The sequence below is a fragment of the Sphingomonas sp. KR3-1 genome, from assembly GCF_040049295.1.
Classification (GTDB): domain Bacteria; phylum Pseudomonadota; class Alphaproteobacteria; order Sphingomonadales; family Sphingomonadaceae; genus Sphingomonas.
This window is the reverse complement of sequence record NZ_JBDZDQ010000001.1, coordinates 1578240-1604825: the sequence shown is the minus strand read 5'-3', so window position 1 is coordinate 1604825 and position 26586 is coordinate 1578240. Positions and strand designations below refer to the sequence as shown.

Genomic DNA, 26586 nt, shown 5'->3' with positions numbered 1-26586 from the left:
CCATGCACTTCGATCTCCTCCAGTCGCTCAGCCTCGCCGGCGCGCTCTCCACGCCCAATGACGACCGCACCGGATCCGCCCGCCACCACGCCTGGGTGATCGACGGCGCCACCGATCTCGGCCCGCCCGGGCTGGTTGGCGCGCAGGGCGGCGCGGCGTGGCTGGCGAGCGTGGCGCAGGCCGGCTTCACCGCATCCACCGCCGGCTCGATCGCGGCGATCTACGGCGAAGTCGCCGCGCGCATCCTCGCGGCCTGGGCAAGCGAGCGCACCCGCGATCCCGAGGACCGCTGGGAATATCCGCTCGCTTCGGCGCTCGCCGTGCGCCTGGGCGCCGACGAACTGGAGATCGGCTGGCTCGGCGATTGCGTCGGCTTCCACTGGCCCGCCGGCGCCGGCGCCGTCACCCGCCTCGGTCCGGAAAAGGAGATCCGCAATTCGGAGGCCGAGCGTGCCGCCAGCCTTGCCGAGCATGGCCTGGGCAGCCCCAAGCGCTCCGAGCCGATCCTCGCCAACCTCAAATCCACCCGCGGCCGCCCGGGCATGCGCGTATTGAGCGTCGATCCCGATCACATGGCGCAGGTCGACAGCGCCCGCATCCCGGTATCATCCGGCGACGAGATCCTGCTGATGAGCGACGGCTATGCCGCGCTGATCGACAGCTATGCCGCCTATGACGACGCCGGCCTGGTCGCGGCGATCCGCGCCCGCGGCCTCGCCGCTGTCGCCGAGGAGCTGCGCGCGATCGAGCAGGCGGACGCCGCCTGCACGCGCTTCCCGCGCTTCAAGATATCGGACGACGCCACCGCGCTGTGGCTGCGCATCGGAGGCTGAGATGCACTGGCTGCTGCGCTACACCACCGCGCCCGACTATCTCGCGCGCCGCGCCGCCTTCCGCGACGCGCATCTCCGCCTGGCCTGGGCGAGTGTCGAGACCGGCGCGCTGCTGCTCGGCGGCGCGGTCGGCGATCCGCCGGAAAGCGCGCTGCTGCTCTTCGCCAGCGAAGCCGCCGCGCGCGCCTTCGCGGCGAGCGATCCCTATGTCGCCAATGGCCTGGTCACGCACTGGGAGGTGCTGCCCTGGAACACCGTGGTCGGCGACCAGGCGGCGAACCCGGTGAGGCCTGCCGCCTAAGACTTGGGACTCTCTAACCCCCCTCCCTAGAAGGGAGGGGAACGCCGTCATTCCTTCGTGTAGATCGACCGGCTAAGCGTATCGCGCACCTGCTCGCGGCCGGCCAGGATGCGCGCCCGCGTCGCCTGGTCCAGCGCGTCGGCATCCTTTGCCTGCGCCCCGCGCTTCGCCTGGATCGCCCGGAACGCCGCCATGTCCGCCCCGCTGCGGAAGCCGAAATAGGCGTTGTCGTTGGTCCAGGTCTTGCGCGCGAGCAGCGTGCACAGCCCGCTCGTCAGGTCGAGCATGCCCTGCTGGCTGGCGAGCAGCGGATCGGCCTTGGCGTCGCCGACGATCTGGAGGATGCCCTGCTTGGCCGTGCGGGGCAGGCTCGCGCTGCCGATCGCCTGCGCCATCGCGGCGCGGCGGGCGAGCCGCTTGGCGCTCTGCGCCACGGCAAGCGCGCGCACCTCGTCGAGCGCGGCGCAATTCTCGATCGGGTGCGGGTTCTGCTGCAGCAGATAGGGGCTGCTCAGCCAGGCGGCGCCGAACTTCGCCAGCGCATCGGTGAAGGCCCGGCTCTCTGCCGCATCGGCCTGCACCGCGTCGGCATAGAGCGCCGATACCGGCCCGCGATCGGCGATGCCGGCGGGCAGCTTCACCGAACCGTCCGGCGCCAGCTCGATCTCGGCAAAGCTGCTCGCATCGGCGCGCGATTTGGTCTGGAACTGGCCATGCGCGATCAGCGCCGCGCCCAGGCCCGCGCCGATCAGCAGCACCAGCGAGCCCAGCTTCCACAGCAGCCCGGCATGGCGCGTCGTCACGATCAGGCCGATCACCCACAGCACCAGCCCGCCGGCCGCGCCGCCGATCAGCAGCGCCGGCAGCGGCAGCGGCGCGGTGAAGCGCGGGCCGAGCAACGCCGCGAGCAGCAGGAGCGCGCCCCCGGCCAGAGTCGCGATCAGCGGATGGCCGTACGGCCGCCCTTCTTCCCAATTCTCGGACATGATTCCCCCTCTTGTCGCGGCCAGCCTAGCGAGGTCGCATTTCGGTGCAATTGCTTTGCGGGCCGCAAGCCGGGCTTGCTTGCGCGTGCCGCCGGTGCCGGCCAAGGAGTGCGGCATGACCAGCACCACCGCATCCGGCCAGGCCTCCGGGCAAAGGGGCCTCGCGCTCGCCATCGGCGCCTATGGCATCTGGGGCGTGCTGCCGGTCTATTTCCACATCCTCGCGAACGTGCCGGCGCTGCAGATCCTGTCGCACCGCATCGTCTGGTCGGTGCTGTTCCTCGGCGTGGTGGTCGTGGCCCTCGGCCGGGCGCGGGGCATCCGGCAGGCGGCGCGCGGACGCACCTTGCTGCTGCTCTGCGCCAGCGCCGCGCTGATCGCGGTCAACTGGTTCGTCTATATCTGGTCGGTCGAGACCGGCCATGTGCTCGAGGCGAGCCTGGGCTATTTCATCAATCCGCTGGTCAACGTCGCGCTCGGCGTGCTCGTCCTTGGCGAGCGGCTGCGGCGCTGGCAGGGCGTGGCGATCGCCGTCGCCGCGGCCGGCGTGCTGGTGATGGCGGTCAGCGGCGGCGGCGCGATCCTGATCTCGCTCACCCTGGCGTTCAGCTTCGGGCTGTACGGCTTCGTCCGCAAGATCGTGGCGATCGATTCGCTCGGCGGGCTCACGGTGGAGACGCTCCTGCTCGTGCCGCTCGCGGCCGGCTGGCTGCTCTACACCGGTGCGCAGGGGACCAGCGGCTTCGGCGTCTCCGCCGGGCAGAACGCGCTGCTGCTGGCTGCCGGCGTGATCACCGCCACCCCGCTGCTGATGTTCGCCGCCGCCGCCCGGCTGCTGCCGTTGTCGCTGATGGGGCTGCTCCAATATCTCTCGCCGACGATCCAGTTCTTCGTCGCGCTGGCGCTGGGCGAGCCGCTGCGCCCGATCCATCTGGTCACCTTCCCGCTGATCTGGGCCGGCTGCGCGCTCTATGCCTGGGACAGTCTGCGCGCCACCCGGGCGCCGCTTCCGAAAACCAGATAGGTTCGATTTCTGCTGGCAATGTAGGATTTCGCATGCTGGTGTCGGTGGATGACCGATCGCCCGCCCGTCCGCCCCGAAGCCCGTGCCGCCGCAGAAGCGGCGCGCGATGCGTGGTTCGCACGCTCGCGTAGCGTGTCAAGGGATTCAACATTTCCGGGAGAGGAATCCCAGAAATCTCCCGAAAATTATTCAACCGATCGGTTGACTATCGAAAGGCCGCGTGAAATATTCAACCACATGGTTGAATATCGACTCGACGCCACCTTCCACGCCCTCTCCGATCCGACGCGGCGGGGCATGCTCGCCCATCTGGCACAGGGGGAGCGAAGCATCGGCGATCTCGCTGAACCCTTCTCGATGACCTTTGCCGGCGCGGCCAAGCATGTGAAGGTGCTCGAGGGCGCGGGCCTGGTCGCCCGCCGCAAGGTGGGACGCAGCTATATGTGCGCCTTGAAGCCCACGCCGCTCGCCGAGGCCGAGCAATGGCTGAAGCAGTGGGAGAAGTTCTGGACTGTCCGGCTCGACGCGCTCGAGGCGATCATCGCCGCGGACAAGCAGGCGACCCGGTCATGATCTCCGCCACCCCCTTCCTGATGTTCCAGCACGGCAAGGCCCAGGCCGCGCTCGATTTCTATGTCGAGACGGTGCCCGGCAGCCGCATCGACAGCGTCGAGCGCTTCGGCGCCGCGGGGCCGGGGCCCGAGGGCAGCATCCTGCGCGCCCATGCGGTGATCGCCGGCCAGAAGGTGATGGTGCATGACAGCTTCCTCACCCACGGCTTCGATTTCACGCCGTCCTGGTCCTTCTTCCTCGATGTCGGGGACCGGGCGGAATTCGACCGGCTGTTCGATGCGCTGTCCGCCGGCGGCAGCGTGCTGATGCCGCCCGACAATTATGGCTGGAGCAGCCGTTTCGGCTGGCTGTCGGACCGGTTCGGCATCTCCTGGCAGGTCAACCTGGCATGAGCGCGCCGGTCGTCCTCACCGTCACCCGCGAATTCGCCGCGAGCGCCGAGCGGGTGTTCGATGCCTGGCTCGATCCCCGGGACGCCGCCCGCTTCCTCTTCGCCACCCCGGACGGCGAGATGCTGGCCTGCGAGATCGATCCGCGCGTCGGCGGGCGCGGCCTGATCGTCGAGCGGCGCGCGTCGGGCGATGCCCGCCACCGCATCCAGTTCGAAGCGATCGAGCGTCCGCACCGGCTGGTCTTCCTGTTCGCGGCGGATCCCGCCGAAGAGGGCCAATGGACTCGCGTCTCGATCGCCATCGTGCCCAGCCACCAGGGCTGCACGCTCACCCTCACGCATGAAATGGACCCCGCCTGGGCCGCGTATGAGGACCAGACCCGCAAGGGCTGGACGATGATCCTCGAAAGCCTGGGCCGCATCACGGAGAAGCAGAATGGCTGATACCCTGGTTGCCGACACGATCACCCCGCAGATGCTGCGCTTCGAGCGCGACCTCGCCGCGCCGATCGAGACCGTCTGGCAATATCTGATCGATCCCGAGCTGCGCGCCCGCTGGCTGATGGGCGGCCCGACCGAGCCGCATGTCGGCGGCAAGCTGGGCTTCACCTTCGATCATGCCCGCCTGTCGGACGGCGATGTCCCCAATCCGGAGCGCTATGCCAAGAATGTCGGCAAGGCCTGGTCGGAGACGATCACGCGGTTCGAGCCGCCGCACTTCCTCGCCTTTACCTGGGACAATGCCGATGCCGGCGAAGTGACGATCGAATTGTTCGCCTTCGCGCCCGAGCGCACCCGCCTGGTGCTGACCCACAACCGCCTGCGCGGTGCCGAGGACGCCCGCAATTTCGGCGGCGGCTGGGCGGCGCATCTCGAAGTACTGCAGCGGCGCCTGGCTGGCGAGCCGGTCGCCAATTTCTGGGAGCTCCACGCCGCGGCGGAGAAGCGCGCCGCTGCGGCGGTCGGCCTCTAGGCAAGCGTCAGGTAAAGCTCGGCCTCGATCACCCAGTCGCTGCCGAGCTGGCGCCATTTGGCGGTGTAGGCCCCCGATGCCTGCACCGCCCCGTCGCTGGCCGACACTCCCTGCCAATTGCCCTGCTCGAAGGCGATGGGGGCGATCGGCGAGAGCGTGATCGTCTCCGGCGTGCGGGTGTAGATCGATCGCTCGACGGCAGCGAACTCGCGCTTCCAGGCGAGCAGCTGCGCCTTGCGGCCGGTGATCAGCGCGCTGTCGGTGCCGGCGACAAGCACCGTGTCGGCGGCGAGGATCGGTCCGATGGCGGCAAGGTCGGCATCGGCGAGTGCGCGGTTGAACGCGGCGCGGCGCATGCGGATGGCGAGTTCGGGGCTGAGCGGGGAGGCCATGATGCCCCGCTCTAGCGTCAGGCGCCGGCGAATTCGAGCAGCAGGCGTTCGCGGATCGGCTCGAAATCGGCGAGCCCCCAATTGGCCGCCACTTCGAGGCCGAGGATCGCATCGGACCGGGTGCTGGCCCGCATCGGCGCCAACTGCTGCCGGGTCGCGGCGTCGAGGAAGACGCAGACGTCGGGGCTGGTCGGCGACTCGGCCGGCTCGTCGAGCACCACTGCCAGCCGCTGGCTCTCGAGCAGCACCAGCGAGCCGACCGGGAAGACGCCGAGCAGGGTGCGGAAGGTGCGCAGGACCCGGGGGTCGAAATGGCCGCTGGTGCTCATCATCCAGTCGAGCGCCGCTCCCGGCGACCAGCTCGGCTTGTAGGGGCGATTGGAGGTGACTGCATCATAGACGTCGCACACCGCGCCCATCCGGGCATGGATGCTCAGCGTCTCCTGCGAGATGCCGGAGGGGTAGCCCCCGCCGTCGATCCGCTCGTGATGGTGGAGGCACACGTCGAGCGCGATCTCGGATTCGATGCCCGAATCGCGCAGCAGTTCATAACCGCGCAGCGTGTGCGCCTGGACCAGCGCATATTCCTCGAGGTCGAGCGGGCCGTTCTTGTCGAGCAGGTCGGCATCGATGCGGGCCTTGCCGATGTCGTGGAGCAGCCCGGCAAGGCCGATCTCCTGGGTGAGCTCGTGGCTGAGCCGCAGCTCGTTGCCGAGCGCGATCATCAGTCCGCACACCGCGACCGAGTGGAGATAGGTATATTCGTGGTGCAGCTTGATCCGCGTGACGCTGGGCAGCGCGGTCGGGCTGCGGTTCACTGATGCGGCGATCGCGGCCACGATGGGCTCGAGCTTGGCCGCCTGGAGCTTGCGGCCGAAGCGGATGTCCGAAAAGGTCTCGGTCACCGTGTCCCTGGCCAGGCCGACGATCTCGCGGGCGCGGTCGCGCTCCTGTGCCAGGCTGCCGGGGCGGGCGTTGATGTGGAGGCGGGTGGTCGAGAGGCGGCGGGGAGGGGCCGGGTTCGGCTTGGCCGCGGGCGCGGCGCTGCCCAGGTCGCGCCACTCGCCGGCGTTCAATCCGCCCTGGCCGGAAGGAGTCGATCCTTCCATGTCCTAGTTCCGCCCCCCCGGGCAGAACCTGAAACCGTGCATCCCCACGCAAACTCCCCGGGCCGGCCCGGCCCACTTCCCCGCGGGATTCGTAACAGAAGGGAAATGATCGGATCAATCGGCGGAGCTGCCGATCTGGGTCAGCGCCATCAGCGTCTGCAGCAGCTGCTCGAAGTGCATGGCGATGCGCCGGTTGTTCTCGAGATGGCGTTCGCCGAACAGCAGCTGGACGGGCACGATCACGCCGTCGCCCTTCGAGATGACGGTACCTTGCTCCATCAGCGTCTTGACCCGCCGCCGCACCGTCTCGAAGGGCAGGTCGATCGCCCGGGAAAGCGCGCGCAGCGAGATGGGCTCGCGCAGCGCGTCGGGCGGCGGCATGTCCTCCTCGGCATAGCGCGCCGCAAGCTCGGGGTTTTCGGTGACGCCGCGGACATTGGAGGCAGTGATCGCCGCGACGATGGTGCCGGCGGTCACGTCGCCATAAAGGTCGGTAAGCGTCTCCAGCGCGCGGAGGCTGAAGGCGAGCAGCAGCCGTTCGACGACGCCGGGCGGCAGCGCCGTGACGCCGGAGTCGAGCGCGGTGGCGGCCAGCGTGTAGTCCGCCGCAGCGAGCCCGTGCAGCGCCCGCGCGAGGTCGGCGGCATCCTCCGCCGCCATGCGCGCGAGCACGCCCCTGGCGAAGAAAGCCGGCGCGACGCTGAAGCCGCCATTGCCGCGGACCAGCAGCCCGCTCTCGACCAGCTCCGCCGCCCGCCGCCGCACGGTGGTGTGCGGCAGCTGCATCGAGAGCGCGATCGCCGTGGCGCTCACCGGCCGGCCGAGCGTGCTGGCATCCTCAACGCCGATCCAGCGTCCCGAACCGATGTCGCGATAGGGGTGGTGCGCGATGCTGCCGCCCAGCACGACTTCGAACACCAGCCCGGTCAGCCGCTCCTGCGGCACCAGCGCGAGGCCGCGCCGGCTGCGCCCGAGCAACAGTTCCGAGACCTGGCGGGCGACGAGCCGGGCCGAGCGGTGGCGGGCATGCGGGGCGGGCAGGGTGGTCAGCGGCGTCCTCTCGCAGGCGGCCAAAACGAAAGCGCCGTGGAATTAACCACGGCGCTCTCATTTTTCCATAGCTGGACCAGCGTCCTAGACGCCCTTCTTCTCAGCCTGCACCTTGGCGGCGGGATCCTTGGAGGGCATGCCCTCGGCCGGGGTGGCCTCGTTCGAGAGGTTGCCGCCCGCGGCATGGTCGTCGGTGGCGTTGCCCTCGGCCGGCGCGGCGGGCGCTGCTGCTGCGGCCGGCAGCGGCAGGTTCGAGCCCTGGCTGTTGAGATAGGCGATCACATTGGCGCGCTCCTGCGCGTCGGGCAGGCCGGCAAAGGTCATCTTGGTGCCGGCAGCGAACTTGCGCGGGTTGGTCAGCCACGCGTCCATCTTGTCGAAGTCCCACTTGCCGCCAATGGCCTTGAGCGCATCGGAGAAGGCGAAGCCGCCCTTGCCCTCGGCAACGCCTTCGCCGAGCGTGGCGAACAGGTTCGGGCCGATGCCGTTGGGGCCGCCCGAGGCGATCGTGTGGCAGGCCATGCACTTCTTGAAAGAGGCTTCGCCCTTGGCGAGGTCGGCCTTGGCGAGGCGGGTCGGCAGCGGCTCGACCACGGCGGCGCCGGCGTCGCCGGCTTCCTCGACGCCCTCGATCACATAGCCCATGTGCTCGGGGCGCTCGGCGTGAAAATACATTCCGCTCGCAATCGAAAGCCCGAGCGCGGCAATCCCGCCCGCAAGTGCCCAGCCCGCGATCGTATTGAAGCGATTGTCCATGAAATGCCCCTGCGGAAGAATTGCGCTTCTTTAAAGCCGGCATTGCAACGAAAGCAAGCGGCGGGTAGCGCCCGCGCCCTATGGAGAATTTCGCAAGCCCGGCGAGGAAGCTCGTCGCCGAGATGACCGAGGCGGCTGTCCGCACTCCCGTTCGCGCCGTCGCCTTCCAGGGCGCGCCGGGCGCCAATTCGCATATCGCCGTGCGCGAAGCCTTTCCCGAGGGCCTGCCGCTCCCCTGCTTTTCCTTCGAGGACGCGATCGACGCGGTGAAGGAAGGCCGCGCCGGCTGCGCGATGATCCCGATCGAGAACTCGCTGCACGGCCGCGTCGCGGACATCCATTTCCTGCTCCCCGAATCGGGGCTGTCGATCATCGGCGAGCATTTCCTGCCGATCCGCTACGCGCTGATGGGCCTCGGTCCGATCGAGGGCGTCCGCCAGGCGATGAGCCACCCCCAGGCGCTCGGCCAGTGCCGCCACTGGCTGAAGGCGCAGGGCATCGCGCCGCTCGCCTACCCCGATACCGCCGGCGCCGCCGCAATGGTAGCCGAGGACGGCGACCCCGCCGTCGCCGCGCTGGCCCCGCCGGGCGCCGCGGCGCTCTACGGGCTCGAGACACTGGGCGCCGACATCGCCGATGCCGAGCACAACATGACCCGCTTCGTCATCCTCGCCCGCGAGCCGCTGGCGGAGGCGGGTGCCGGGCCGTTCATGACCACCTTGGTCTTCGAGGTGAAGAACGTGCCCGCGGCGCTCTACAAGGCGCTGGGCGGCTTCGCGACCAACGGAGTAAACATGACCAAGCTGGAGAGCTACCAGCGCGGCGGCAGCTTCGCGGCGACCGAATTCTATGCGGACATCGTCGGCAGCCCCGACGAGGCGCCGGTGGCGCGGGCGCTCGAGGAGCTCAAGTTCCACACCAAGTGGATGCGCGTGCTCGGCACCTACCAGCAGGCGCGCGAACGGGCCTAGCGGACACCCGACAGCAGCCAGGTTCACGCGGAGAGGCGATTCCCCGCGGCGAAGCGGCATGCTTGACAAAGATGATGATCTGTTGTGTATAGACAACATATCGTCATCCGAGTCGCCGAAATGCAGCAGATCCACAACCGAATTGCCCTGTTTCGTGCCGAGCGCGGCCTGAGCCGACGCGAGCTGGCCGATGCCGTTGGCGTGAACCCGCAGACGATCGGCTATCTCGAGCGCGGCGACTACAGCCCCAGCCTCGAGCTCGGCATGAAGATCGCGCAGGTCTTCGCAGTGCCGGTCGAGCTGCTTTTCTCCTTCACCCCCTTCGAGTCGGTCGCGGCAGCACTGCGCCGCGCCGCCGAATGACGCCGGAGCTTTCCATGTCGAAGTTCAATCAGCGCTTCTTCTCTCGGCTCGATGCCGCTGCCGAGACCACCGGCATCCCGGCGCTTGCCCGCCACGAAATGCGGCGCCGGCACCTGCGCTGGATGCCGATCCTCGCCTTGGCGATCGCGGTCGGCGGCTGGGCCTGGGGGCTGGCGCGACCGGACAAGGCCTATCTCGGCTATGCCGCGATCTCGGTGGGCTTCGCGATCGCGGTGTTCCTGCCGATCTTCGGGCCGATAAAGCCCTGGGGCGGAGCGAAGCTGGCCGACGAGTTCGACCGCCAGCTGCGCCAGCGCGCCTTTCTCTGCGGCTTCGCGACGGTCACCTTCGCGGCGTTCCTTGGCATCTGGCTGCTGCTCGGCCTCGCGCTGATCGACAATTGGAACCGCGAGGCGCTGATCACCCAGATCGCCTATTTCGACTATCTGCTGTTCGTCCTCTACCTCGCGGTGCCGACGTTGCAGGCGAGCTGGGCGACCCGGCCGGTGGAAGAGGATTGACCTAATCTCGTCATCCCGGCCTTGAGCCGGGATCCCGCTTCGTCGTGGGCGGGCAGGGCAGCGGGACCCCGCTCAGGGCCGGGGTGACGATGAAAGAAAAGAGCCTTGCGCCTAGTTCCCTTCGTACCATGCGGTCAGCAAGGTGTGTGCGATCGCATAAGCGGGCGGGCCGAGAAAGGGTGCGGCGGGATCGCGGGCGAGCGCCATCCCCACCTCGTCGCGCGTGAACCAGCGCGCATCCTCGAGCTCGTTCGCGTCGATGCGAATATCGGCGTCCAGTGCCTCGCCGACACAGGCGACCATCAGCGACGACGGGAAGGGCCAGGGCTGGCTGGCGATATAGCGGACCGCGCCGAGGCGGATGCCGGCCTCTTCGAACGTCTCGCGGCGCACTGCTTCCTCGATCGCCTCGCCGACCTCGAGAAAGCCGGCCAGCGCCGAATAGCGGCCGGGCGGCCAGCTCGGCTGGCGGCCGAGCAGCACTTGGTCGCCGCGCTCGGCGAGCATGATCACCACCGGCTCGACGCGGGGGAAATGCTCGGCGCCGCAATGGGGGCAGTGGCGGCCCCAGCCGGCATGGGTGATACGCGTCGGCGATCCGCAATTGGCGCAGAAACGGTGGCGGCCATGCCAGAAGACCAAGCTGCGCGCCGCGGCATAATTGGCGGCGTCGGGCGCGGCGAACCGGTCGAGCAGCGCGAACATCGCCGGCGAACGTCCGGTCGGAACGGACACATCGTCCGCGAATGTCGACACGAAGCGCGGAACGCCCGCTTCATGGCCGAGGAAAAGCAGTTCACCGGACGCTTCGGACAGGTTCGTCCAGGTCAGCCGACCCGCCTCGTCGAGCACCGGATCGAGCCCGTCGAGGACGAGCAGCCGCGCCTCGGCATCCGCCAGCGCCGCTTCGAGCAGCGCCGGCTCGTGGCGGACGCGATCGGCGCGGTCGAGCGTGTTGCCGGTGAAGCCCGGCGCGTTCGCCAGCATCACCGGGCGAGATCGGCGTAGACCGCCTTGGAGACTTCGCGCTTGAGCGGCGTATCGCCGAACAGGTTGATCATCGCCACCGCGCGCACCTTGTGGACGGGATCGACCCAGGCGATCGTGCCGGCGGCGCCGCCCCAGCCATAGGTGCCCTTGCCCGGTCCGCTCGGCGCATCGTTCAGATAGATCGAGCCGCCCGCGCCGAAGCCGAGCTGGACGCCGGTATCCTTGCCGGTCTCGTTGAGGATCGAGGTATCCGCGCCCGCCGGCAGCAGGTTCGACATGGCGAGCGCCACCGTTTCGGGCTTGAGGATGCGGGCGCCGTCCAGCGCGCCGCCGTTCAGCAGCATGTGGAGGAACCGGTCATAATCGTGCGCCGACATCACCAGCCCGGCGCCGCCATAGGGGAATTCGGGCTTCTTCAGGTAGATCGAGCTGGCCGCCGGATCGGCGGGCACCCGCGCGGTGCCGACAAAGGCATAGACGGTGGCGAAATTGCCGACCTTGTCGGCCGGCACCGTCCAGTAGCTCTCGTTCATCTTGAGCGGCTTGAGGATGCGGGTGTTGACGAACTCGTCGAACTTCACGCCGCTCGCCACTTCGATCACCCGGCCGAGCACATCGAGCCCGATCGAATAGCTCCACTTGGCGCCCGGATCGGCGATCAGCGGCAGCGTCGCGGTGCGGTTGGCGAATTCCTCGAGGCTGTCCGGACGCGCGGCGGCCATCTGGACTTCCATCTCGGCATTGACCTGGGCGGGGTTGATGCCGAGCCGGTTATATTCGGCGAGCAGCGGACCCTTGGTGATGATGTTGTAGCCGAGGCCCGCGGTGTGGGTGAGCAGGTTGCGCACCGTGATCGGCCGGGTGGCGGGGCGGCTGGTCAGGTCCTTCGACGGATCGACCAGCACCTTCATGTTCTTGAACGCCGGGATGAAGTCGCTGATCGGCTGGTCGAGCTTGAGCTTGCCTTCCTCGACCAGGATCATCGCGGCGATGCCGGTGAGCGGCTTGGTCATCGAATAGACGCGCCACAGGCTGTCGGCATCGGCGGCATGCGCGGTCGCCTCGTCGGCGATGCGGCCCTCGCTGACGATCGTGACCGTCCCGTCCGGACGACCGGTGAGGATGACGATGCCGGGCACCTTGCCTTCGGCGACATAGCGCTTCGCGACCGCAGTCTCCGCAGAGACATTGGGTGTGGCGGGCGGCTGGGGCGCGGTCTGTGCAAGTGCGGGCGCCGCCAGCGCCACCAGGCCGAAGCCGAAACCGATCAGACCGCGCATAGCACTCTCCTGAATGTCCTCGCCGCCTTGGCGAAGACGGTGGGCAATCCAGCCGATTCGAGATCGGCGATCGGCCACCATTCGCCTTCGACGGCGGCGCCTGCATGCGACGGGATTGTTGCAGCCGCAAGTGCGACGTCGAGGTTGAAATGGGTGAAGCCGTGCGCAACGGTTTCATCGAGCATCTGCCACGCGGCCTCGGCGGGCGGATCGGCGAGGCCGGGCGGCGAATCGGTCCAGGGACCGGTCGGGAGCGCGCGCATGCCGCCGAGCAGCCCCTTGTCCGGGCGGCGGACGAGCAGCACCTGGCGATCGCGCTCGAGCCAGAACATCGTGCCGTGGCGCTGGGGCTTGGGCGTTTTAGCCGCCTTGATCGGGAAGCGATCGGGGGTGCCGCCGGCGAACCCGGCGCATGCCTCGCGGAGCGGACACAGCAGACACTTCGGATTGCGCGCCGTGCAGATCGCGCTGCCGAGATCCATCATCGCCTGGGCGAAATCGCCTGCGCGGGCGTCGGGCGTGATCGAATCGGTATGCGCGTAGATGACCGGCCGGGCGGCGGGCAGCGGCACTTCGACCGCGAACAGCCGCGCGACGACGCGCTCGACATTGGCATCGACCACCACCGCGCGCCGGCCGAAGGCGATCGCGGCGATCGCCGCTGCGGTATAGCCGCCGACGCCGGGCAGCTCGCGCAGGCCGGCCTCCGTGTCCGGAAACGCGCCGCGGCGCGCGACTTCGCGGGCGCAGGCGAGCAGGTTGCGGGCGCGGGCATAATAGCCGAGCCCGGCCCAGGCGGCCATCAGGTCGGCATCCTCGGCGGCGGCGAGCGCCTCGACGCTCGGCCAGCGCGCGGTGAATTTCGCGAAATAGGGCGCGGCGCTGGCGACCTGGGTCTGCTGGAGCATCACTTCGGAGAGCCAGACGCGATAGGGATCGGGCGCATTGGCGCCGGGCCGCGCGCGCCAGGGCAGGTCGCGGGCGTTCCGGTCGTACCAGGTGAGAAGCGCGGAGGCGATTGCGCGTGGGGCGTTGTCGGGCACGCCCTCGCTATGGCATGGGTTGGCGGAAATGACGAAGCCTCCTCGCACCACCACCCGACAGCCGGCCCCCGCGCCGCAGCGCGCGCTGCGCGCCCGTTCGGTCTCCGAGCTGCTGCCCGATGTCGGGCGGGCGAGCTTCCGCAAGTTCGGCTTCGTCCAGCATTCGATCGTCAGCCGCTGGGCCGAGATCGTCGGCGAGCGCTATGCGCGCATCTCGGTGCCCGAATCGATCAAGTTCCCGCAGGGCAAGCGCGAGCAGGGCGTGCTCAGCCTGATCGTCTCGGGCGCGTTCGCGCCGACGATGCAGCATGTCGCGCCCGAGATCATGGACCGGGTGAACCGCTTCTTCGGCTATCCCGCGGTCGCCAGGCTGGCGATTCGCCACGGCCAGGTGAAGCCGCCGGAAAAGCCGCTGCCCCCGCCCAGCCTGAAGCCGCTCAGCGAAGCGATGGGCGACAGCCTGCGCGGCATCGCCGACCCCGAGCTCAAGGCTGTGCTCGAAGCGCTCGCCGCCGGCGTCGCGGCGAGCGACGAGAAGCCCAAGATCGGCCGGATCGACTGATGCGCTTGTTTCTCGCACTTGCCGGCGCGGTGGCGCTGGCCGTCACCGGTGCTTCGGCGCAGCAGGCGAAGAAGGCCCCGGCCAGGCCGGCGGCGGCGCCCAATTGGGCCGCGACCGTGGCGATCACGCCGCAGGGCGGCTTTCGCCAGGGCAATCCCGATGCGCCGGTGAAGCTCGTCGAATATGGCTCGCGCGGCTGCCCGACCTGCGGGCGCTTCGCCGCCGAGGGCGTGGCGCCGCTGCGCCGCGACTATATCGCCGCCGGCAAGGTGAGCTACGAATATCGCGACTATCTGGTCCACGGCGCCCCCGACCTGGCGATGGCGCTGGTCAACCAGTGCGTCGGGCCGGCACGCTTCTTCCCGGTGCTCGACGCGCTCTATGCCAACCAGCGCGTGTTCGAGGACCGGATCGAGGCGCTGGTCAACAACCAGTCCCAGCAGCTCGCGGCGTGGCAGAAGCTGCCGCCGGCGCAGATGGCGACGAAGTTCGCCGAAGGGCTGGGGCTGATCGCCTTCATGAAGACGCAGGGCCTGCCCGAGGCGAGGGCGCGCCAGTGCCTCGCCGATTCCGCGCTGATCGCCCGCATCGCCAAGACCAATGCCGACGCCGCCAAGGTCTATGGCGTCAACGGCACGCCCACTTTCATCGTCAACGGGCGCAAGGTAAGCGCCGCTAGCTGGGATCGATTGCTGCCCGAGCTTTGGGCGAACGGCGCCTGACCCCGATTTCTGGAGAAGACATCGCTATGCGTACCTTATTGGCCCTTGCCCTGATCCCGCTCCTCGCGCTGGCGGGCTGTGGCGGCGGCTCGGGCAACAGCTCGACGCCCGTGACTTCGGCGACGCCGGTGGCACCGGCCACGCCGCCGGCCGGCAAGGCCTGGACCGACATGGTCACCAGGACCAAGGACGGCGGCTATATGGAGGGCAACCCCGACGCGCCGATCAAGCTGGTCGAATATGGCTCGCGCAACTGCCCCTATTGCGGGATGTTCGGCCGCACCGCGCCCGAGCCGCTGCGCGCGGGCTATATCTCGACGGGTAAGGTCAGCTGGGAATTCCGCGACTTCCTGATCCACGGCGCGCCCGATCTCGCCGCCGCTTTGCTCAACCAGTGCGTGCCCGACGAGGCGTTCTTCAGCGTGCTCGACCAGTTCTATGCCAACCAGGACCAGTTCCTGACGCGCACCGAGCAGCTGGTGAAGACCAATCCGCAGCTCGCCCAGCAACTCCAGCAGCTGCCGCCGCCCCAGGCCGCGGTCGGCTTTGCCGAGCAGCTCGGCTATATCGACTTCATGAAGCAGCGCGGCGTGCCCGAGGCCAAGGCGCGCCAGTGCCTGGGCGACAAGGCGAAGATCGATGCGATCGCCAAGGTCAACGCGGATGGCGCGACCGTCTATGGCGTGAACTCGACGCCCAGCTTCTTTATCAACGGCAAGAAGGCGGAAGCCGGGACCTGGGAGCAGCTCGAGCCGCTGCTCAAGGCTGCCGGCGCGCGCTGACGCCGGGCGCGGGGGGCTAGCGCGAGGTGCAGATCAAGCGGCTGCGGCTGACGGGCTTCAAGAGCTTCGTCGACCCGGCCGATCTGCGTATCGAGCCGGGGCTGACGGGGATCGTCGGCCCCAATGGCTGCGGCAAGTCCAACCTGCTCGAGGCGCTGCGCTGGGTGATGGGCGAGACCAGCGCCAAGTCGATGCGCGGCGCGGGCATGGAGGACGTGATCTTCGCCGGCACCGCGACGCGGCCGGCGCGCGACTTCGCCGAGGTCTCGATCCAGGCCGACCAGGTCGGCGAGGACGACGAGATGGAAGTCGTCCGCCGCATCGAGCGCGGCGCCGGCTCGGCCTATCGGATCAACGGGCGCGACGTGCGTGCCAAGGACGTCGCGCTGCTCTTCGCCGATTCGGCGACGGGGGCGCATTCGCCGGCGCTGGTCAGCCAGGGCCGGATCGGCGCGATCATCATGGCCAAGCCGGGCGAGCGCCGGGCGATGCTCGAGGAGGCGGCGGGGATCGCCGGCCTGCATGTGCGCCGCAAGGACGCCGAGCAGCGGCTGCGCGCGACCGAGGCGAACCTGACCCGGCTCGACGAAGTGATCGGCGACCAGGAGACGCGCGCCGCGCAATTGAAGCGCCAGGCGCGCCAGGCCGAGCGCTACCGCGAGCTATCCGACAAGATCCGCGTGGCGGAAGCGCGGATGATCTTCGCGCGCTGGCGCGATGCGGCGGCAGCGGCGGACGCGGCCAAGAAGGAAGCGGTGGCGGCCGAGATCCTGGTCTCGACGCGGAGCCAGGCATATGATGCGGCAGTGGCGGTGCAGCAGGCGGCGGCCGAGACGCTCGCGACACTGCGCGCCGCGGCGCTGGCGGTGCGCGACAAGGCGACCGAGGCGATGCACGGGCTCGCGACGCTGCGCGCGGACAAGGCGGCGGTCGAGCGGCGGATTGCCGAGGTGCAGGAATCGGTGCGACGTCTCGAAGAGGATCGCGGCCGCGAAGGCGCGCTGGCCCGCGACGCCGCCGAGGCGCTGGCCCGGCTCGACGAGGAAGGCAAGGCGCTCGACAGGCGGATCGCCGAGACCAGCGCGCGGATGCCGCATCTCGACGCGGCGCTCGCCGAGGCCGAGCGCGCCGCGCGCGATGCCGAGGTCGCGCTGGCCCAGGCGCTGGCGGCGCAGGCGACCGAGGCTGCGGAAGCGCGCGTTGCCGAGGCTGCGCTGGCGGCGGCGCGGACCCGGGCCGAGCGATCGGAGCGCGACCGCGCGCGGATCGATGCCGAGCTCAAGGCGCTGCCCGATCCCGAGCCGCTCAAGGCCGAGAAGGTCCGCGCGGCGGAAGCGCGTGCCCAGGCGCTGCGCCAGGCCGAGAGCGCGCGCACCGGGATGGCCCGCGCCGATGCCGAGGAACGCGCCGGCGTCGAGGCGCGCAACCACGCCCAGGCCAAGCGCGCCGGCGCGCATGCCGAGCTCGCCCAGCTCGACAGCGAATCGGCCGCGCTGGTCAAGGCGACGCGCCCGTCCGACAAGGACCGGCTGCTCGACAAGCTGCAGGTCGACGCCGGCTATGAGCGCGCGCTGGCCGCGGCGCTGGGCGACGATCTCGAGGCCGGGCTCGACACCAGCGCCGAGCGTTACTGGGCCGGGGCCGAGCCGCAGGCCGGCGATCCGCGTGCGCCGGCAGGGACGTCGCCGTTGGGCGCGCATGTCCGGGCGCCGGCAGGGCTGTCGCGCCGGCTCGCGCAGGTGCTGGTCGCGGAGGAGGATACGGGCCAGGCGCTCGCGGTCGGGCAGCGGCTGGTGACGCTGGCGGGCGTGCTGCGGCGCTGGGACGGCTATGTCGCCAGGTCCGGCGGCGCGGCGGCCGCCGAGCGGCTGGTGCGGATCAACCGGCTGGTCGCGATCGAGAAGGCGCGGCCGGCGGCGCTGCGCGCGGTCGAGAGCGCCGATGCCGAGCTGGCGCGGATCGAGGAGAATATCGCCGAAGCGCGGCGCGCGGCGGGCGATTGCCGCCGCGTGCTCGCGCATGCCGAGGAAGCCGGCCGCGACGCCGGCCGCGCCGAGGACCGCGCGACGGCACAGCTCGAGCGCCTCGATTCGCAGCGCGCCGATCTCGATACGCGCATCCGCCGGGTCGCGGCCGAGCAGGACGAGGCGGCGACCGAGCTTAACCGTGCCGAAGCGGCGAAGGCGGCACTTCCTGACGGCACCGAGACGCGCGCGCGCGTCCAGGCGCTGTCGCTGGACGCCGAGACCAAGCGCGCCGCCTCCGCCTCCGCCCGCGCCGAGCGCGGCACGCTCGAGCGCGAGATCGCTGCCGCGCGCGAACGGCATGCGGCGGCGGGCGCCGAGGCCAAGGGCTGGAAGTCGCGTGCCGGCGAGGCGGCGCGGCGCGCGGCGGACATGGAGAAGCGCGCGGTCCAGCTCGCCGAGGAGAGCGAAGCGCTTGCCGGCAAGCCCGCCCAGCTCGAGGCGCAGCTCGCCGAGGCCGAGGCGGCGACCGAGAAGGCGCGCGTCGAGAGCGCCACTGCCCAAGCCGCCGAGCGCGAAGCCGAGATGGCGGTGCGCGAGACCGAAGGCGCGGTGCGCGCCGCCAACGAGATCCTGGCGCAGGCCCGCGAGGCGCGCGCCGGCGCTGCTGCCCGCGCCGAGAACCAGGAGATGCGCCGCATCGAGATGGGCCGCATCTCGGGCGAGCGCTTCGAATGCCCGCCACCGATCCTGCCGCAAAAGGCCGGCTTTGACGAAGCGACGGTGCGTTCTCCCGAGGAGGAATCGACCGGGCACGAGCGGCTGAATGCCGAGCGCGAGCGGATCGGGCCGGTCAACCTCGTCGCCGAGACCGAGCTGGCCGAGCTCGAGGCCGCCTTCACCAGCAATGCCGCCGAGCGCGACGAGCTCCACCAGGCGGTGAACCAGCTGCGCGGCTCGATCGGCACGCTCAACCGCGAGGGGCGCCAACGATTGCTGAGTGCGTTCGAGGCGGTCGACCAGCATTTCCGGCGGCTGTTCTCGACGCTGTTCAACGGCGGCCAGGCCCATCTCGAGCTGGTCGATTCGGACGATCCGCTCGAGGCCGGGCTCGAGATCATGGCGCAGCCGCCGGGCAAGAAGCTCCAGTCACTGACCCTGCTTTCGGGCGGCGAGCAGGCGCTTACGGCCGTGGCGCTGATCTTCGCGCTGTTTCTGACCAACCCTGCGCCGATCTGCGTGCTCGACGAAGTCGACGCGCCGCTCGACGACGCCAATATCGATCGCTTCTGCGACCTGCTCGAGCGGATGACCGAAGAGACTGCGACGCGCTACCTGATCGTCACCCACAATGCCGCGACGATGAGCCGCATGCACCGGCTGTTCGGCGTGACGATGGTCGAACGCGGGGTGAGCCGGCTGGTGTCGGTGGACCTGGGCGGGGCCGAAAGCTTGCTGGCGGCGGAATAAGCGCGCACGCTTGCTCCGGCGGGCAACAGGAGGAAGCGCATGCGATCGAGTCTCTGGATCGGGCTCGCCCTGGCGATGTTCGCCAGTCCTGCCGCGGCGCAGGACAAGCCGCAATCGACGAGCAAGCAGGCCGAGGATATCGCCGCGCAGCCGGCCAAGGATGTCGGCGTGGTGAAGACCAGGATCCCGCCGGTGCTCGCGCGCGCGGCGAAGAATCCCTACAGCCTGTCCGGCCTGCGGAAATGCGCGGACATTCGCGGCGCGTTCGACGAGCTGAGCAAGGCGCTCGGGCCCGATTTCGTGGCGGACAGCGATCCGGCGAAAAGCCGCAAGCTCAAGGTCACCGGGGATACCGTGGCCGGGCTGATCGTGCCATTTCGCGGGCTGGTGCGCGAAGTGAGCGGCGCGGCATCGGCGCAGCGCGCGCTCGAGGCCGCCCTCGCAGCGGGCTTCGCGCGGCGCGGTTTCCTGCGCGGGGTCTACCAGTCGCGCGGCTGCAAGCCGGCGCTCTGATGCCGCTCGACGCATTCCCCCGCATTGCGCTATTCGACGCGACGACGTCGATCCGGGGGACGTCGGGATAGCGGGATGGATCAGGCTTTCATCGACTTCACCGAATGGTCCGTCGGATGGGTACGCAGGCGCCACGGCCTTGGCGCCGCGTGGCTCGCGGCGATTTTCTGTGTGGTGGCGGTGCTTCCGCTCTGCCTGGTCCTGGCACTCTGGCTGGGATAATGGGCCGGCGCGATTTCCCCCGCATCCCGCTGTTCGACGCGCCGACGCCGATCCAGCGGCTGGAGCGAGTCGAGGCGACGCTGGGGCTGACGGGCGCGCGACTGTTCGTGAAGCGCGACGACCTGATGGGGTTGGGCGGCGGCGGCAACAAGCTGCGCAAGCTCGAGTTCCTGCTCGGCGCAGCGCTCGACCAGGGCTGCGACACGTTCATCACCACCGGCGCGCGGCAATCCAACCATGCGCGGCTCAGCGCGGCGGCGGCGGCGCGGATGGGCCTCAAGGCCGAGCTGATGCTGACCGACACGGTGCCGCGCGAGGACCCGAGCTATCTGCACAATGGCAACCAGCTGCTCGACGAGCTGTTCGGCGCCACGGTGCATCATCTGCCACGCGACGCCAACGCGCTCACCGCGGCCTATCTCCGTGCCGATGCGCTGCGTGCGGAGGGCCGCAAGGCCTATGTGGTCGGCGCGGGCGGCTCCTCGCCGGTGGGCGCGCTGGGCGATGCCGCCTGCGCCGCCGAGATCCGGATGCAGGAAGCCGAACTTGGCCTGCGCTTCGAGACGATCGTCGTCGCCAATGGCAGCCATGGCACGCATGCAGGGCTCGTGGCCGGCATGGCCGTCGCCGAGGACGACCCGCAGCGCGTGCTGTCCTTCACCGTGCTTGCCGAGCTGGAGGCTGCGGAGCACGGCACGCTGGCGCTTGCGCACCAGGTCTTCGCGCTGCTCGGCGGCTGGGAGATACGGCCCGAACAGGTCCGCATCGACGGGTCGCAGCGCGGGGCGGCATACGGGATTCCGACCGAGGCGATGCTCGCCGCCGTTCGGCTGATGGCGCGGGCCGAGGGGCTGCTGGTCGACCCGGTCTATAGCGGCAAGGCGTTCGCCGGCGTGCTGGCGGGGCTGCGGGACGGGTCGCTCACCGGCGATGTGCTGTTCGTGATGACCGGCGGGACGCCCGGGCTGTACGCGTATCAGCCGGCGTTTGCGTGACTTCTGAGGGGCTGTTCCCCGGCTTTCGCCGGGGAACTAAGTGCCGAGGATTGTCCGGTAGAGCTGGATATACTTCTCGGCCATTGCCTCGACCGAGAAGTGGGCGGCGACCCGCGCGCGGCATGCCGCCCGGTCGATGCCCTCGACTTGCCCGAGCGCGGCGATCGCGCCGCCGACCGAATCGACCAGCAGCCCGGTCTCCGGCGTGATCAGTTCGGGCATCGAGCCGCGGTCGATCGCGATCACCGGGGTGCCGCAGGCCATCGCCTCGATCACCGACAGGCCGAAGGGCTCGTCGAAATTGATCAGGTGGAGCAATGCCTGCGCCTTGCCGAGCGCCCGCAGCCGCTCCGCGCCGCCGACCGGGCCGTGATAGACGATGCGCTCGTCCAGCCAGGGCGCGACTTCGCGGTCGAAATAGCCCTGGTCCTGGATGATGCCATAGAGGTTGAGCCGGCGCCCGGTCGCGCGCGCGACTTCGATCGCCTCGGCCGCGCCCTTGTCCGGGTGCATGCGGCCAAAGAACAGCAGGTCCTCGCCGCCCTCCGCCTCGAACGGGAATTCGTCGAGCCGGATGCCGTGGTGGATCGTCGCGGCGTATCGGAGCGACGGATGCCGGTCCGCCGCGCTGATCGCGACATAGTGCACCCGGTCCTCGAACGGCTTGTACATCGGCAGGATGCGGTTCGACGAGAAGCCGTGGATCGTCGTCACCATCGGCGTGTCGATCAGCGGGGCATAGGCGTGGGCGGGGAAATCGGCCTGGTTGTGGATCAGGTCGAAGTCGCCGGCGCGGGAGAAGAGGTGCGACTGGTGGGCATATTCCCAGACCTTGGCATCGATCGAGGGGTCTTCCTCATAGCCCGCGGGCACCACGCCATCGAGCGTGCCGGCGGTGATCGAATCGCGCGTGGCGAACAAGGTGACGTCGATGCCGCGGGCGACCAGCGCCTCGGTCAGCAGGCTGGTGACCAGCTCCCACGGGCCATAGTGGCGCGGCGGCGTGCGCCACGCGATCGGCGCCAGCATGGCGATCTTCATCCGAGAATATAGCCTTCGTTCGGGGAGAGCAGCGCGGGGTCGGTGCCGCCGCGCGCGGAGGCGAGGACGGTCAGGCTCTCCGCCCATTCGGGGATGGCGAAGCCCTGGGGCGTGTCGCCGAGGTTGAGCACGATCAGCAGCCGGTCATGCTCGTGGCGCCGTTCATAGGCGAGCAGGTCGCCATCCGCGTCGACCGGGTGATAGTCGCCGAGCGCGAGCGCCGGGTGTTCGTGGCGCAGGAACAGCAGCTTCTGGGTGAGCCGCCACATCGAGGCGGGATCGCCGCGCTGGGCCTCGACATTGCGGGTCAGCCAGTCGGGGTGGAGCGGCAGCCAGGGGTCGGCGGGGCTGAACCCGGCATGGGCGCTCGCATCCCAGGCCATCGGCGTGCGGACGGGATCGCGACCCATGCCGATGCCCGGCTCGCGCAGCTCGCGCGGGTCCTGGACCTGGCCGGCGGGGATCGCCACGTCCTCCAGGCCGATCTCGTCGCCATAATAGAGCGTCGGCGTGCCGCGCAGGGTGAGGAGCAGCATCATCGCGACGCGCGCCTGCGCCGGGCCGACGCGGGTGGCGATGCGCGGGCGATCGTGATTGCCGAGCACCCAATTGGGCCAGCCACCCGGCGGGAGCGCGCCTTCATAGTCCGCGATCATTTTCGCCAGACCGCGGGCATTCCAGTCGGCGCCGATCAGCTGGAAGTTGAAGGGCAGATGGACGCCCGGCTGCGCCTGCGTGCCGTAATAGCCGACCAGGCGGGGCACCGGCAGGTAGATCTCGCCGATCAGGACGCGGGCGCCATAGTCGTCGGCGATCATGCGCATCTCGCCGGCGATGCCGTGGACTTCGGGCTGGTCGGTCGAATGGAGCTGGTGGACGCGGGTATAGTCGGGCTGGCCCGGCGCCCATTCGTCGTTCGCCGGATTGTCGGGCAGGTCGGCATGCTTGACCATGTGCCAGAGCACGTCGATCCGGAACCCGTCGATCCCGCGCGCGAACCAGAAGCGCAGCACGTCGAGCATCGCCTGGCGCACCGCCGGGTTGCGCCAGTTGAGGTCGGGCTGCTCCTTCAGGAAGGCGTGGTAATAATATTGGCCGGTGGCTTCGTCCCATTCCCAGGCCGAGCCGCCGAAATCGCTGATCCAGTTGTTGGGCGGCGAGCCGTCGGGCTTGGGATCGCGCCAGATATACCAGTCGCGCTTGGGATTGTCGCGCGAGGCGCGGCTCTCGACGAACCAGGGATGCTGGTCCGAGCTGTGGTTGGGGACGAGGTCGAGCAGCAGCTTGATGCCGCGTTCGTGCGCCGCGGCGAGCAGCGCGTCGAAATCGGCGAGCGTGCCGAAGCGCGGATCAATCCCGCAATAATCGGCGACGTCATAACCGAAATCCGCCTGCGGGCTGGGGAAGATCGGCGAGATCCAGATCGCGTCCACGCCCAATGCCTTGAGGTCGTCGAGGCGATTCTCGATGCCCTTGAGGTCGCCTATGCCGTCGCCGTTCGAATCCTGGAAGGAGCGCGGATAGACCTGGTAGATGACGGCGGATTTCCACCATTCGGTCACTTGAACCGCTCCTTCGCAACGCGGGTGATGCGGCATGCGAGATCGGCCTCTCCGCTCGCGACGATATAATGGTCGCCGGCGTCGGCGACCCCGGTGGTGAACACCACGGGGGTGGGCAGATAGAGCTGGTGCGCGATCGGATCGGTGAGCGCGGGATTGGCTTCGAGCAGCGGCACCGAATCCTCCTGGCGCAGGATGCGCGACGGATCGTCCTTGTCGAGCAGCGCCCAGAAGCTGCGATAGATTCCGACCGCGTCCCGCTTCTCGACGCCGTGATAGATCAGCATCCAGCCCTCGGGCGTCAGCACCGGCTGGCTGCCGCCGCCGATCCGCTGGGTGGAGCTGGTGCCCTTGCGTGCGCGGATGCCGGGGGTGTCGAGCGGCTTCCAGTGGAGCCCGTCGGGCGACTGCGCCATGTTGATCGCCGGGCCGCCAAGCCAAGGGCTGTCCTCGGGATAGGCGAAATAGACTTCGCCCAAGGGGCGGGTGAGCGCCATGTACCTGCCGCCCGGCTTGCCCTCGAACAGGATCATGTCCTTGTTCTGGTGGTCGAGGACGATGCCGAGCAGCTTGTAGTCGAGCCCGTTCACCGAATGGTACATCGCGGTGCAGTGGCGCTCGGCCGAGACGCCGCACACGGTCATCCACCAGCTGCCGCCGACCAGGCTGATCCGGGCATCCTCGACGCCGTAATCCATGAAGCTGGCCGAAGGCTGGATCGCCTTGTCGTAGTGGATCTTCACGATCTGGCCCGCATCCTTGCTCAGCTCGACGGGGAGCAGCCAGGAGAGCGAGGTGAGGCCGAGCAGCCGCGGATTGCGGTCCTTGAGCGCGAACTGGCGCGGATCGTCCATGTCGATGCCGGCGACCGGGTGGCGATCCAGGACATAGCCATCCCGCGTCCAGCGGATCGCGCGGGCGCTGTCGCCGTCGACCGGATTGGCCAGCGCCTCGGCGACGCGGACCATCAGCAGGATATTGCCGTTCGGCAGCCGCGCGAAGCCGGGGTTGAAGGCGCCGAGCACGAAGGTCGGCTCGTCCACGCTCCCACGCAAGGGGGAACGGCTGAGATCGACATCGTCGGGGCGGAAGATCAGGAAATCGTCGTCCGCCGCCACATGCACCCCCTCAACAGGTCGGAATCTGACTTTCCCCGCCTTCGCGCTGGTACTTGCCGCCTCGCCAGATGTATCGTTCGGCGAAGGATCGGGTTCCCTCGAATTTCACGGTGAAATCCTGGCCCTTGCGGATCGTCGTGATCTTGCCCCGGATCGACTGGGGCTTGTCCTCGGCAGCGCCACTGTCGTCATAGAGCGACTGGAACGACGCGATCTCCTTGGGCCCCTCGGGCAGCAGCTCGACCAGGCTGGTATAGCTGCAGGTATAGCCCTGCCAGGTGCCGCCACCCTCGGCATAGAGCACCGGCTGGTCGGCGAACTTGTCGTTGATCGACCATTCGGCAAGGTCGCCCATGCTGCCGATCTCGACCGCCTTGTCGTAGCTCTGGCGCAGCGTGAAGCCGGCGCCGTCGGCCTGGAGATAATGGACCGCGATCACGCCCGAATCGGCATGGGCGGCGTCGCGGACATGGCCGTGGCTGACCAGCACGGGGCCGAAGCCGGTGTCGATCAGCTTGTTGTCGTCGAAGGTGATCGGCCCCTGGTTCGGGCCCTCGGGATAGACTCGCTTCACCGCGGCGGCGAGGCGCGCGGCGGGATCGGCCGTGGGCGACGGGGTCGGGCTCGGCGTGGGCGCGGGCTTCTGCACCGGCTGGCCGCCGCATCCTGCCAGCAGCAGCGCCGGCAGCAGCAGGGCGGCCCTGCCCCTCATTTCTCGTCCCGCAGCTGTTCGTGGTGGCGGATGACCTCGTCGATGATGAAGCGCAGGAACTTCTCGGAAAATTCCGGGTCGAGATCCGCGGTCTTGGCAAGCTCGCGCAGCCGGGCGATCTGGCGGTCCTCGCGGCCCGGATCGGCCGGCGGCAGGCCGGACTCGGCCTTGTAGCGCCCCACCGCCTGCGTGACCTTGAAACGCTCGGCGAGCAGGAACACGAGCGCGGCATCGATATTGTCGATGCTCTGGCGGAAGCGAGTGAGGGTCTCGTCGGACATGAGGCCTCTTTGCGCAGGACGCTAGGTCACGCAAGCCTTGCCTTTGCGCGCCGCACCCGCCACAGGCTTGCCCTATGAGCGCCACCCTCCATCGCCTCGGCGGCGGCCCCGCCCCCTCGCTCGATCCGATGATGGCGCTCGTCGCGCACGACATGAACCTCGTGAACGCCGTGATCCTCGATCGCATGCAGTCCGAGATCCCGCTGATCCCGGAGCTGGCCGGCCATCTGATCGCCGGCGGCGGCAAGCGGATGCGGCCGATGCTCACGCTCGCCAGCGCGCAGCTGCTCGGCTATTCGGGCACCCGCCACCACCGGCTCGCCGCCGCCGTGGAGTTCATCCACACTGCGACGCTGCTCCACGACGACGTGGTCGACGGATCGGACCTGCGCCGCGGCCGCCGCACCGCCAACATCATCTGGGGCAATCCGGCGAGCGTGCTGGTTGGCGATTTCCTGTTCAGCCGCTCGTTCGAGCTGATGGTCGAGGACGGCAGCCTCAAGGTGCTCAAGATCCTGAGCAACGCCAGCGCGGTGATCGCCGAGGGCGAAGTCAACCAGCTCACTGCGGTGCGCCGGCTTGATCTCAGCGAGGAGCGCTATCTCGACATCATCGGCGCCAAGACCGCCGCCTTGTTCGCCGCCGCCTGCAAGATCGCCGCGGTGGTCGCCGAGCGTTCGGACGAGGAAGCCGCGCTCGACGCCTATGGCCGCAACCTCGGCATTGCCTTCCAGCTGGTCGACGACGCGATCGACTATGTCTCGGACGCGGGCACGATGGGCAAGGACGCCGGCGACGATTTCCGCGAAGGCAAGATGACGTTGCCGGTCATCCTCGCCTATGCCCGCGGCGACGAGAGCGCGCGCGCCTTCTGGAAGGCGGCGATCTCGGGCCATCGCACCTCGGGCGAGGATTTCGCCGAGGCGATCCGGCTGGTCCAGGCCAGCCGCTCGGTCGACGACACGCTCGCCCGCGCGCGGCACTACGGCCAGCGCGCGATCGATGCGATCGGCGGCTTCGCCTCGAGCCCCGCCAAGGACGCGATGGTCGAAGCCGTCGAGTTCGCAGTCGCCCGCGCTTATTGAG

General features: G+C 69.4%; 31 protein-coding genes. 18 read left to right on the top strand and 13 right to left on the bottom strand.

Going from position 1 to position 26586, the window contains the following annotated elements; translation table 11 throughout:
* Positions 1-2 precede the first annotated feature (2 nt).
* Both ABLE38_RS07910 and ABLE38_RS07905 read left to right on the top strand, forming a co-directional pair.
* Positions 3-833 (top strand): protein phosphatase 2C domain-containing protein, encoded by an 831-nt coding sequence (locus ABLE38_RS07910; protein WP_348973611.1) that lies wholly within the window; start codon positions 3-5, stop codon positions 831-833.
* Position 834: 1 nt separating this feature from the next.
* Positions 835-1134 (top strand): YciI-like protein, encoded by a 300-nt coding sequence (locus ABLE38_RS07905; RefSeq protein WP_348973610.1) that lies wholly within the window; start codon positions 835-837, stop codon positions 1132-1134.
* Positions 1135-1181: 47 nt separating this feature from the next.
* On the opposite strand, the gene ABLE38_RS07900 is transcribed toward ABLE38_RS07905, so the two are convergent.
* Positions 1182-2120: a hypothetical protein gene (locus ABLE38_RS07900; RefSeq protein ID WP_348973609.1), complete on the bottom strand. Its 939-nt coding sequence runs from the start codon at positions 2118-2120 to the stop codon at positions 1182-1184.
* Between the two features lie 115 nt (positions 2121-2235).
* Here ABLE38_RS07900 and rarD point away from each other — a divergent pair, with 115 nt between their 5' ends.
* From rarD to ABLE38_RS07875, 5 genes are all read left to right on the top strand, one after another.
* Entirely contained in the window at positions 2236-3144 is a 909-nt protein-coding gene (gene rarD, locus ABLE38_RS07895; protein ID WP_348973608.1) for an EamA family transporter RarD, read from the top strand.
* 237 nt (positions 3145-3381) lie between these two features.
* A complete protein-coding gene (locus ABLE38_RS07890) occupies positions 3382-3717 on the top strand; it encodes a metalloregulator ArsR/SmtB family transcription factor (protein WP_348973607.1) in 336 nt (111 codons plus the stop codon).
* Entirely contained in the window at positions 3714-4109 is a 396-nt protein-coding gene (locus tag ABLE38_RS07885; RefSeq protein ID WP_348973606.1) for a VOC family protein, read from the top strand. The genes ABLE38_RS07890 and ABLE38_RS07885 overlap by 4 nt, the downstream gene beginning before the upstream one ends.
* A complete protein-coding gene (locus tag ABLE38_RS07880) occupies positions 4106-4552 on the top strand; it encodes an SRPBCC domain-containing protein (protein WP_348973605.1) in 447 nt (148 codons plus the stop codon). Before ABLE38_RS07885 ends, ABLE38_RS07880 begins: the two co-directional genes overlap by 4 nt.
* Positions 4545-5081 carry an SRPBCC family protein gene (locus ABLE38_RS07875; RefSeq protein WP_348973604.1) on the top strand — a complete coding sequence of 179 codons (537 nt, stop codon included), beginning with the start codon at positions 4545-4547 and terminating at the stop codon, positions 5079-5081. Before ABLE38_RS07880 ends, ABLE38_RS07875 begins: the two co-directional genes overlap by 8 nt.
* Here ABLE38_RS07875 and ABLE38_RS07870 read toward each other — a convergent pair.
* From ABLE38_RS07870 to ABLE38_RS07855, 4 genes are all read right to left on the bottom strand, one after another.
* Positions 5078-5473, bottom strand: a complete 396-nt coding sequence (locus tag ABLE38_RS07870; protein WP_348973603.1) for a DUF4440 domain-containing protein — start codon at positions 5471-5473, stop codon at positions 5078-5080. The genes ABLE38_RS07875 and ABLE38_RS07870 overlap by 4 nt on opposite strands.
* A gap of 17 nt (positions 5474-5490) precedes the next feature.
* Complete coding sequence (locus tag ABLE38_RS07865; RefSeq protein ID WP_348973602.1) at positions 5491-6582, bottom strand: HD-GYP domain-containing protein; 1092 nt, start codon at positions 6580-6582, stop codon at positions 5491-5493.
* Between the two features lie 114 nt (positions 6583-6696).
* A complete protein-coding gene (locus ABLE38_RS07860; protein WP_348973601.1) occupies positions 6697-7656 on the bottom strand; it encodes a hypothetical protein in 960 nt (319 codons plus the stop codon).
* Between the two features lie 60 nt (positions 7657-7716).
* Positions 7717-8388: a cytochrome c family protein gene (locus ABLE38_RS07855; RefSeq protein WP_348973600.1), complete on the bottom strand. Its 672-nt coding sequence runs from the start codon at positions 8386-8388 to the stop codon at positions 7717-7719.
* Between the two features lie 80 nt (positions 8389-8468).
* Here ABLE38_RS07855 and ABLE38_RS07850 point away from each other — a divergent pair, with 80 nt between their 5' ends.
* The 3 genes from ABLE38_RS07850 (at position 8469) to ABLE38_RS07840 (ending at position 10243) form a co-directional block, all read left to right on the top strand.
* On the top strand, positions 8469-9359 hold the full coding sequence (locus ABLE38_RS07850; RefSeq protein WP_348973599.1) for a prephenate dehydratase: 891 nt from the start codon (positions 8469-8471) through the stop codon (positions 9357-9359).
* Positions 9360-9479: 120 nt separating this feature from the next.
* A complete protein-coding gene (locus tag ABLE38_RS07845; RefSeq protein WP_348973598.1) occupies positions 9480-9722 on the top strand; it encodes a helix-turn-helix transcriptional regulator in 243 nt (80 codons plus the stop codon).
* A 14-nt stretch (positions 9723-9736) separates the two neighbouring features.
* Positions 9737-10243 carry a hypothetical protein gene (locus ABLE38_RS07840; RefSeq protein ID WP_348973597.1) on the top strand — a complete coding sequence of 169 codons (507 nt, stop codon included), beginning with the start codon at positions 9737-9739 and terminating at the stop codon, positions 10241-10243.
* A 111-nt stretch (positions 10244-10354) separates the two neighbouring features.
* On the opposite strand, the gene nudC is transcribed toward ABLE38_RS07840, so the two are convergent.
* The 3 genes from nudC to ABLE38_RS07825 are packed head-to-tail and all read right to left on the bottom strand — an operon-like array spanning position 10355 to position 13556.
* Entirely contained in the window at positions 10355-11230 is an 876-nt protein-coding gene (nudC, locus tag ABLE38_RS07835; protein WP_348973596.1) for an NAD(+) diphosphatase, read from the bottom strand.
* Positions 11230-12513, bottom strand: coding sequence for a serine hydrolase domain-containing protein (locus tag ABLE38_RS07830; protein WP_348973595.1), 1284 nt, complete (start codon positions 12511-12513; stop codon positions 11230-11232). Before ABLE38_RS07830 ends, nudC begins: the two co-directional genes overlap by 1 nt.
* Positions 12501-13556 (bottom strand): A/G-specific adenine glycosylase, encoded by a 1056-nt coding sequence (locus ABLE38_RS07825; RefSeq protein ID WP_348973594.1) that lies wholly within the window; start codon positions 13554-13556, stop codon positions 12501-12503. The genes ABLE38_RS07830 and ABLE38_RS07825 overlap by 13 nt, the downstream gene beginning before the upstream one ends.
* Positions 13557-13584: 28 nt before the next feature.
* Between ABLE38_RS07825 and ABLE38_RS07820 the strand changes: the two genes are divergently transcribed.
* From ABLE38_RS07820 to ABLE38_RS07790, 7 genes are all read left to right on the top strand, one after another.
* The gene (locus ABLE38_RS07820; RefSeq protein ID WP_348973593.1) at positions 13585-14118 is read left to right on the top strand and encodes a DciA family protein; all 534 of its coding nucleotides are present in this window, start codon (positions 13585-13587) and stop codon (positions 14116-14118) included.
* A complete protein-coding gene (locus ABLE38_RS07815; RefSeq protein WP_348973592.1) occupies positions 14118-14840 on the top strand; it encodes a thioredoxin domain-containing protein in 723 nt (240 codons plus the stop codon). Before ABLE38_RS07820 ends, ABLE38_RS07815 begins: the two co-directional genes overlap by 1 nt.
* A gap of 26 nt (positions 14841-14866) precedes the next feature.
* Positions 14867-15622 (top strand): thioredoxin domain-containing protein, encoded by a 756-nt coding sequence (locus tag ABLE38_RS07810; protein ID WP_348973591.1) that lies wholly within the window; start codon positions 14867-14869, stop codon positions 15620-15622.
* 26 nt (positions 15623-15648) lie between these two features.
* Positions 15649-19056 (top strand): AAA family ATPase, encoded by a 3408-nt coding sequence (locus tag ABLE38_RS07805; protein ID WP_348973590.1) that lies wholly within the window; start codon positions 15649-15651, stop codon positions 19054-19056.
* A 39-nt stretch (positions 19057-19095) separates the two neighbouring features.
* The gene (locus tag ABLE38_RS07800; protein WP_348973589.1) at positions 19096-19569 is read left to right on the top strand and encodes a hypothetical protein; all 474 of its coding nucleotides are present in this window, start codon (positions 19096-19098) and stop codon (positions 19567-19569) included.
* Between the two features lie 75 nt (positions 19570-19644).
* Entirely contained in the window at positions 19645-19791 is a 147-nt protein-coding gene (locus ABLE38_RS07795; protein ID WP_348973588.1) for a hypothetical protein, read from the top strand.
* A complete protein-coding gene (locus ABLE38_RS07790; protein ID WP_348973587.1) occupies positions 19791-20786 on the top strand; it encodes a D-cysteine desulfhydrase family protein in 996 nt (331 codons plus the stop codon). Before ABLE38_RS07795 ends, ABLE38_RS07790 begins: the two co-directional genes overlap by 1 nt.
* A gap of 36 nt (positions 20787-20822) precedes the next feature.
* Here ABLE38_RS07790 and ABLE38_RS07785 read toward each other — a convergent pair whose 3' ends face one another.
* The 5 genes from ABLE38_RS07785 to ABLE38_RS07765 are packed head-to-tail and all read right to left on the bottom strand — an operon-like array spanning position 20823 to position 25500.
* Positions 20823-21827 (bottom strand): glycosyltransferase family 4 protein, encoded by a 1005-nt coding sequence (locus tag ABLE38_RS07785; protein ID WP_348973586.1) that lies wholly within the window; start codon positions 21825-21827, stop codon positions 20823-20825.
* A complete protein-coding gene (locus ABLE38_RS07780) occupies positions 21824-23389 on the bottom strand; it encodes an alpha-amylase family glycosyl hydrolase (RefSeq protein ID WP_348973585.1) in 1566 nt (521 codons plus the stop codon). Before ABLE38_RS07780 ends, ABLE38_RS07785 begins: the two co-directional genes overlap by 4 nt.
* The gene (locus tag ABLE38_RS07775; protein ID WP_348973584.1) at positions 23386-24507 is read right to left on the bottom strand and encodes a glycosidase; all 1122 of its coding nucleotides are present in this window, start codon (positions 24505-24507) and stop codon (positions 23386-23388) included. The genes ABLE38_RS07780 and ABLE38_RS07775 overlap by 4 nt, the downstream gene beginning before the upstream one ends.
* Before the next feature lie 10 nt (positions 24508-24517).
* Positions 24518-25219: a hypothetical protein gene (locus ABLE38_RS07770; protein WP_348973583.1), complete on the bottom strand. Its 702-nt coding sequence runs from the start codon at positions 25217-25219 to the stop codon at positions 24518-24520.
* A complete protein-coding gene (locus tag ABLE38_RS07765; RefSeq protein ID WP_348973582.1) occupies positions 25216-25500 on the bottom strand; it encodes a chorismate mutase in 285 nt (94 codons plus the stop codon). The genes ABLE38_RS07770 and ABLE38_RS07765 overlap by 4 nt, the downstream gene beginning before the upstream one ends.
* A 74-nt stretch (positions 25501-25574) precedes the next feature.
* Here ABLE38_RS07765 and ABLE38_RS07760 point away from each other — a divergent pair, with 74 nt between their 5' ends.
* On the top strand, positions 25575-26585 hold the full coding sequence (locus ABLE38_RS07760) for a polyprenyl synthetase family protein (protein WP_348973581.1): 1011 nt from the start codon (positions 25575-25577) through the stop codon (positions 26583-26585).
* Position 26586: the final 1 nt, after the last annotated feature.

Bases quoted from the DNA above. Each gene is read 5' to 3' on its own strand.
- ABLE38_RS07910 (WP_348973611.1), top strand. From the start codon at position 3: ATGCACTTCGATCTCCTCCAGTCGCTCAGCCTCGCCGGCGCGCTCTCC.
- ABLE38_RS07905 (WP_348973610.1), top strand. From the start codon at position 835: ATGCACTGGCTGCTGCGCTACACCACCGCGCCCGACTATCTCGCGCGC.
- ABLE38_RS07900 (WP_348973609.1), bottom strand. From the start codon at position 2,120: ATGTCCGAGAATTGGGAAGAAGGGCGGCCGTACGGCCATCCGCTGATC.
- rarD (WP_348973608.1), top strand. From the start codon at position 2,236: ATGACCAGCACCACCGCATCCGGCCAGGCCTCCGGGCAAAGGGGCCTC.
- ABLE38_RS07890 (WP_348973607.1), top strand. From the start codon at position 3,382: ATGGTTGAATATCGACTCGACGCCACCTTCCACGCCCTCTCCGATCCG.
- ABLE38_RS07885 (WP_348973606.1), top strand. From the start codon at position 3,714: ATGATCTCCGCCACCCCCTTCCTGATGTTCCAGCACGGCAAGGCCCAG.
- ABLE38_RS07880 (WP_348973605.1), top strand. From the start codon at position 4,106: ATGAGCGCGCCGGTCGTCCTCACCGTCACCCGCGAATTCGCCGCGAGC.
- ABLE38_RS07875 (WP_348973604.1), top strand. From the start codon at position 4,545: ATGGCTGATACCCTGGTTGCCGACACGATCACCCCGCAGATGCTGCGC.
- ABLE38_RS07870 (WP_348973603.1), bottom strand. From the start codon at position 5,473: ATGGCCTCCCCGCTCAGCCCCGAACTCGCCATCCGCATGCGCCGCGCC.
- ABLE38_RS07865 (WP_348973602.1), bottom strand. From the start codon at position 6,582: ATGGAAGGATCGACTCCTTCCGGCCAGGGCGGATTGAACGCCGGCGAG.
- ABLE38_RS07855 (WP_348973600.1), bottom strand. From the start codon at position 8,388: ATGGACAATCGCTTCAATACGATCGCGGGCTGGGCACTTGCGGGCGGG.
- ABLE38_RS07850 (WP_348973599.1), top strand. From the start codon at position 8,469: ATGGAGAATTTCGCAAGCCCGGCGAGGAAGCTCGTCGCCGAGATGACC.
- ABLE38_RS07845 (WP_348973598.1), top strand. From the start codon at position 9,480: ATGCAGCAGATCCACAACCGAATTGCCCTGTTTCGTGCCGAGCGCGGC.
- ABLE38_RS07840 (WP_348973597.1), top strand. From the start codon at position 9,737: ATGTCGAAGTTCAATCAGCGCTTCTTCTCTCGGCTCGATGCCGCTGCC.
- nudC (WP_348973596.1), bottom strand. From the start codon at position 11,230: ATGCTGGCGAACGCGCCGGGCTTCACCGGCAACACGCTCGACCGCGCC.
- ABLE38_RS07830 (WP_348973595.1), bottom strand. From the start codon at position 12,513: ATGCGCGGTCTGATCGGTTTCGGCTTCGGCCTGGTGGCGCTGGCGGCG.
- ABLE38_RS07820 (WP_348973593.1), top strand. From the start codon at position 13,585: ATGACGAAGCCTCCTCGCACCACCACCCGACAGCCGGCCCCCGCGCCG.
- ABLE38_RS07815 (WP_348973592.1), top strand. From the start codon at position 14,118: ATGCGCTTGTTTCTCGCACTTGCCGGCGCGGTGGCGCTGGCCGTCACC.
- ABLE38_RS07810 (WP_348973591.1), top strand. From the start codon at position 14,867: ATGCGTACCTTATTGGCCCTTGCCCTGATCCCGCTCCTCGCGCTGGCG.
- ABLE38_RS07800 (WP_348973589.1), top strand. From the start codon at position 19,096: ATGCGATCGAGTCTCTGGATCGGGCTCGCCCTGGCGATGTTCGCCAGT.
- ABLE38_RS07795 (WP_348973588.1), top strand. From the start codon at position 19,645: ATGGATCAGGCTTTCATCGACTTCACCGAATGGTCCGTCGGATGGGTA.
- ABLE38_RS07790 (WP_348973587.1), top strand. From the start codon at position 19,791: ATGGGCCGGCGCGATTTCCCCCGCATCCCGCTGTTCGACGCGCCGACG.
- ABLE38_RS07785 (WP_348973586.1), bottom strand. From the start codon at position 21,827: ATGAAGATCGCCATGCTGGCGCCGATCGCGTGGCGCACGCCGCCGCGC.
- ABLE38_RS07770 (WP_348973583.1), bottom strand. From the start codon at position 25,219: ATGAGGGGCAGGGCCGCCCTGCTGCTGCCGGCGCTGCTGCTGGCAGGA.
- ABLE38_RS07765 (WP_348973582.1), bottom strand. From the start codon at position 25,500: ATGTCCGACGAGACCCTCACTCGCTTCCGCCAGAGCATCGACAATATC.
- ABLE38_RS07760 (WP_348973581.1), top strand. From the start codon at position 25,575: ATGAGCGCCACCCTCCATCGCCTCGGCGGCGGCCCCGCCCCCTCGCTC.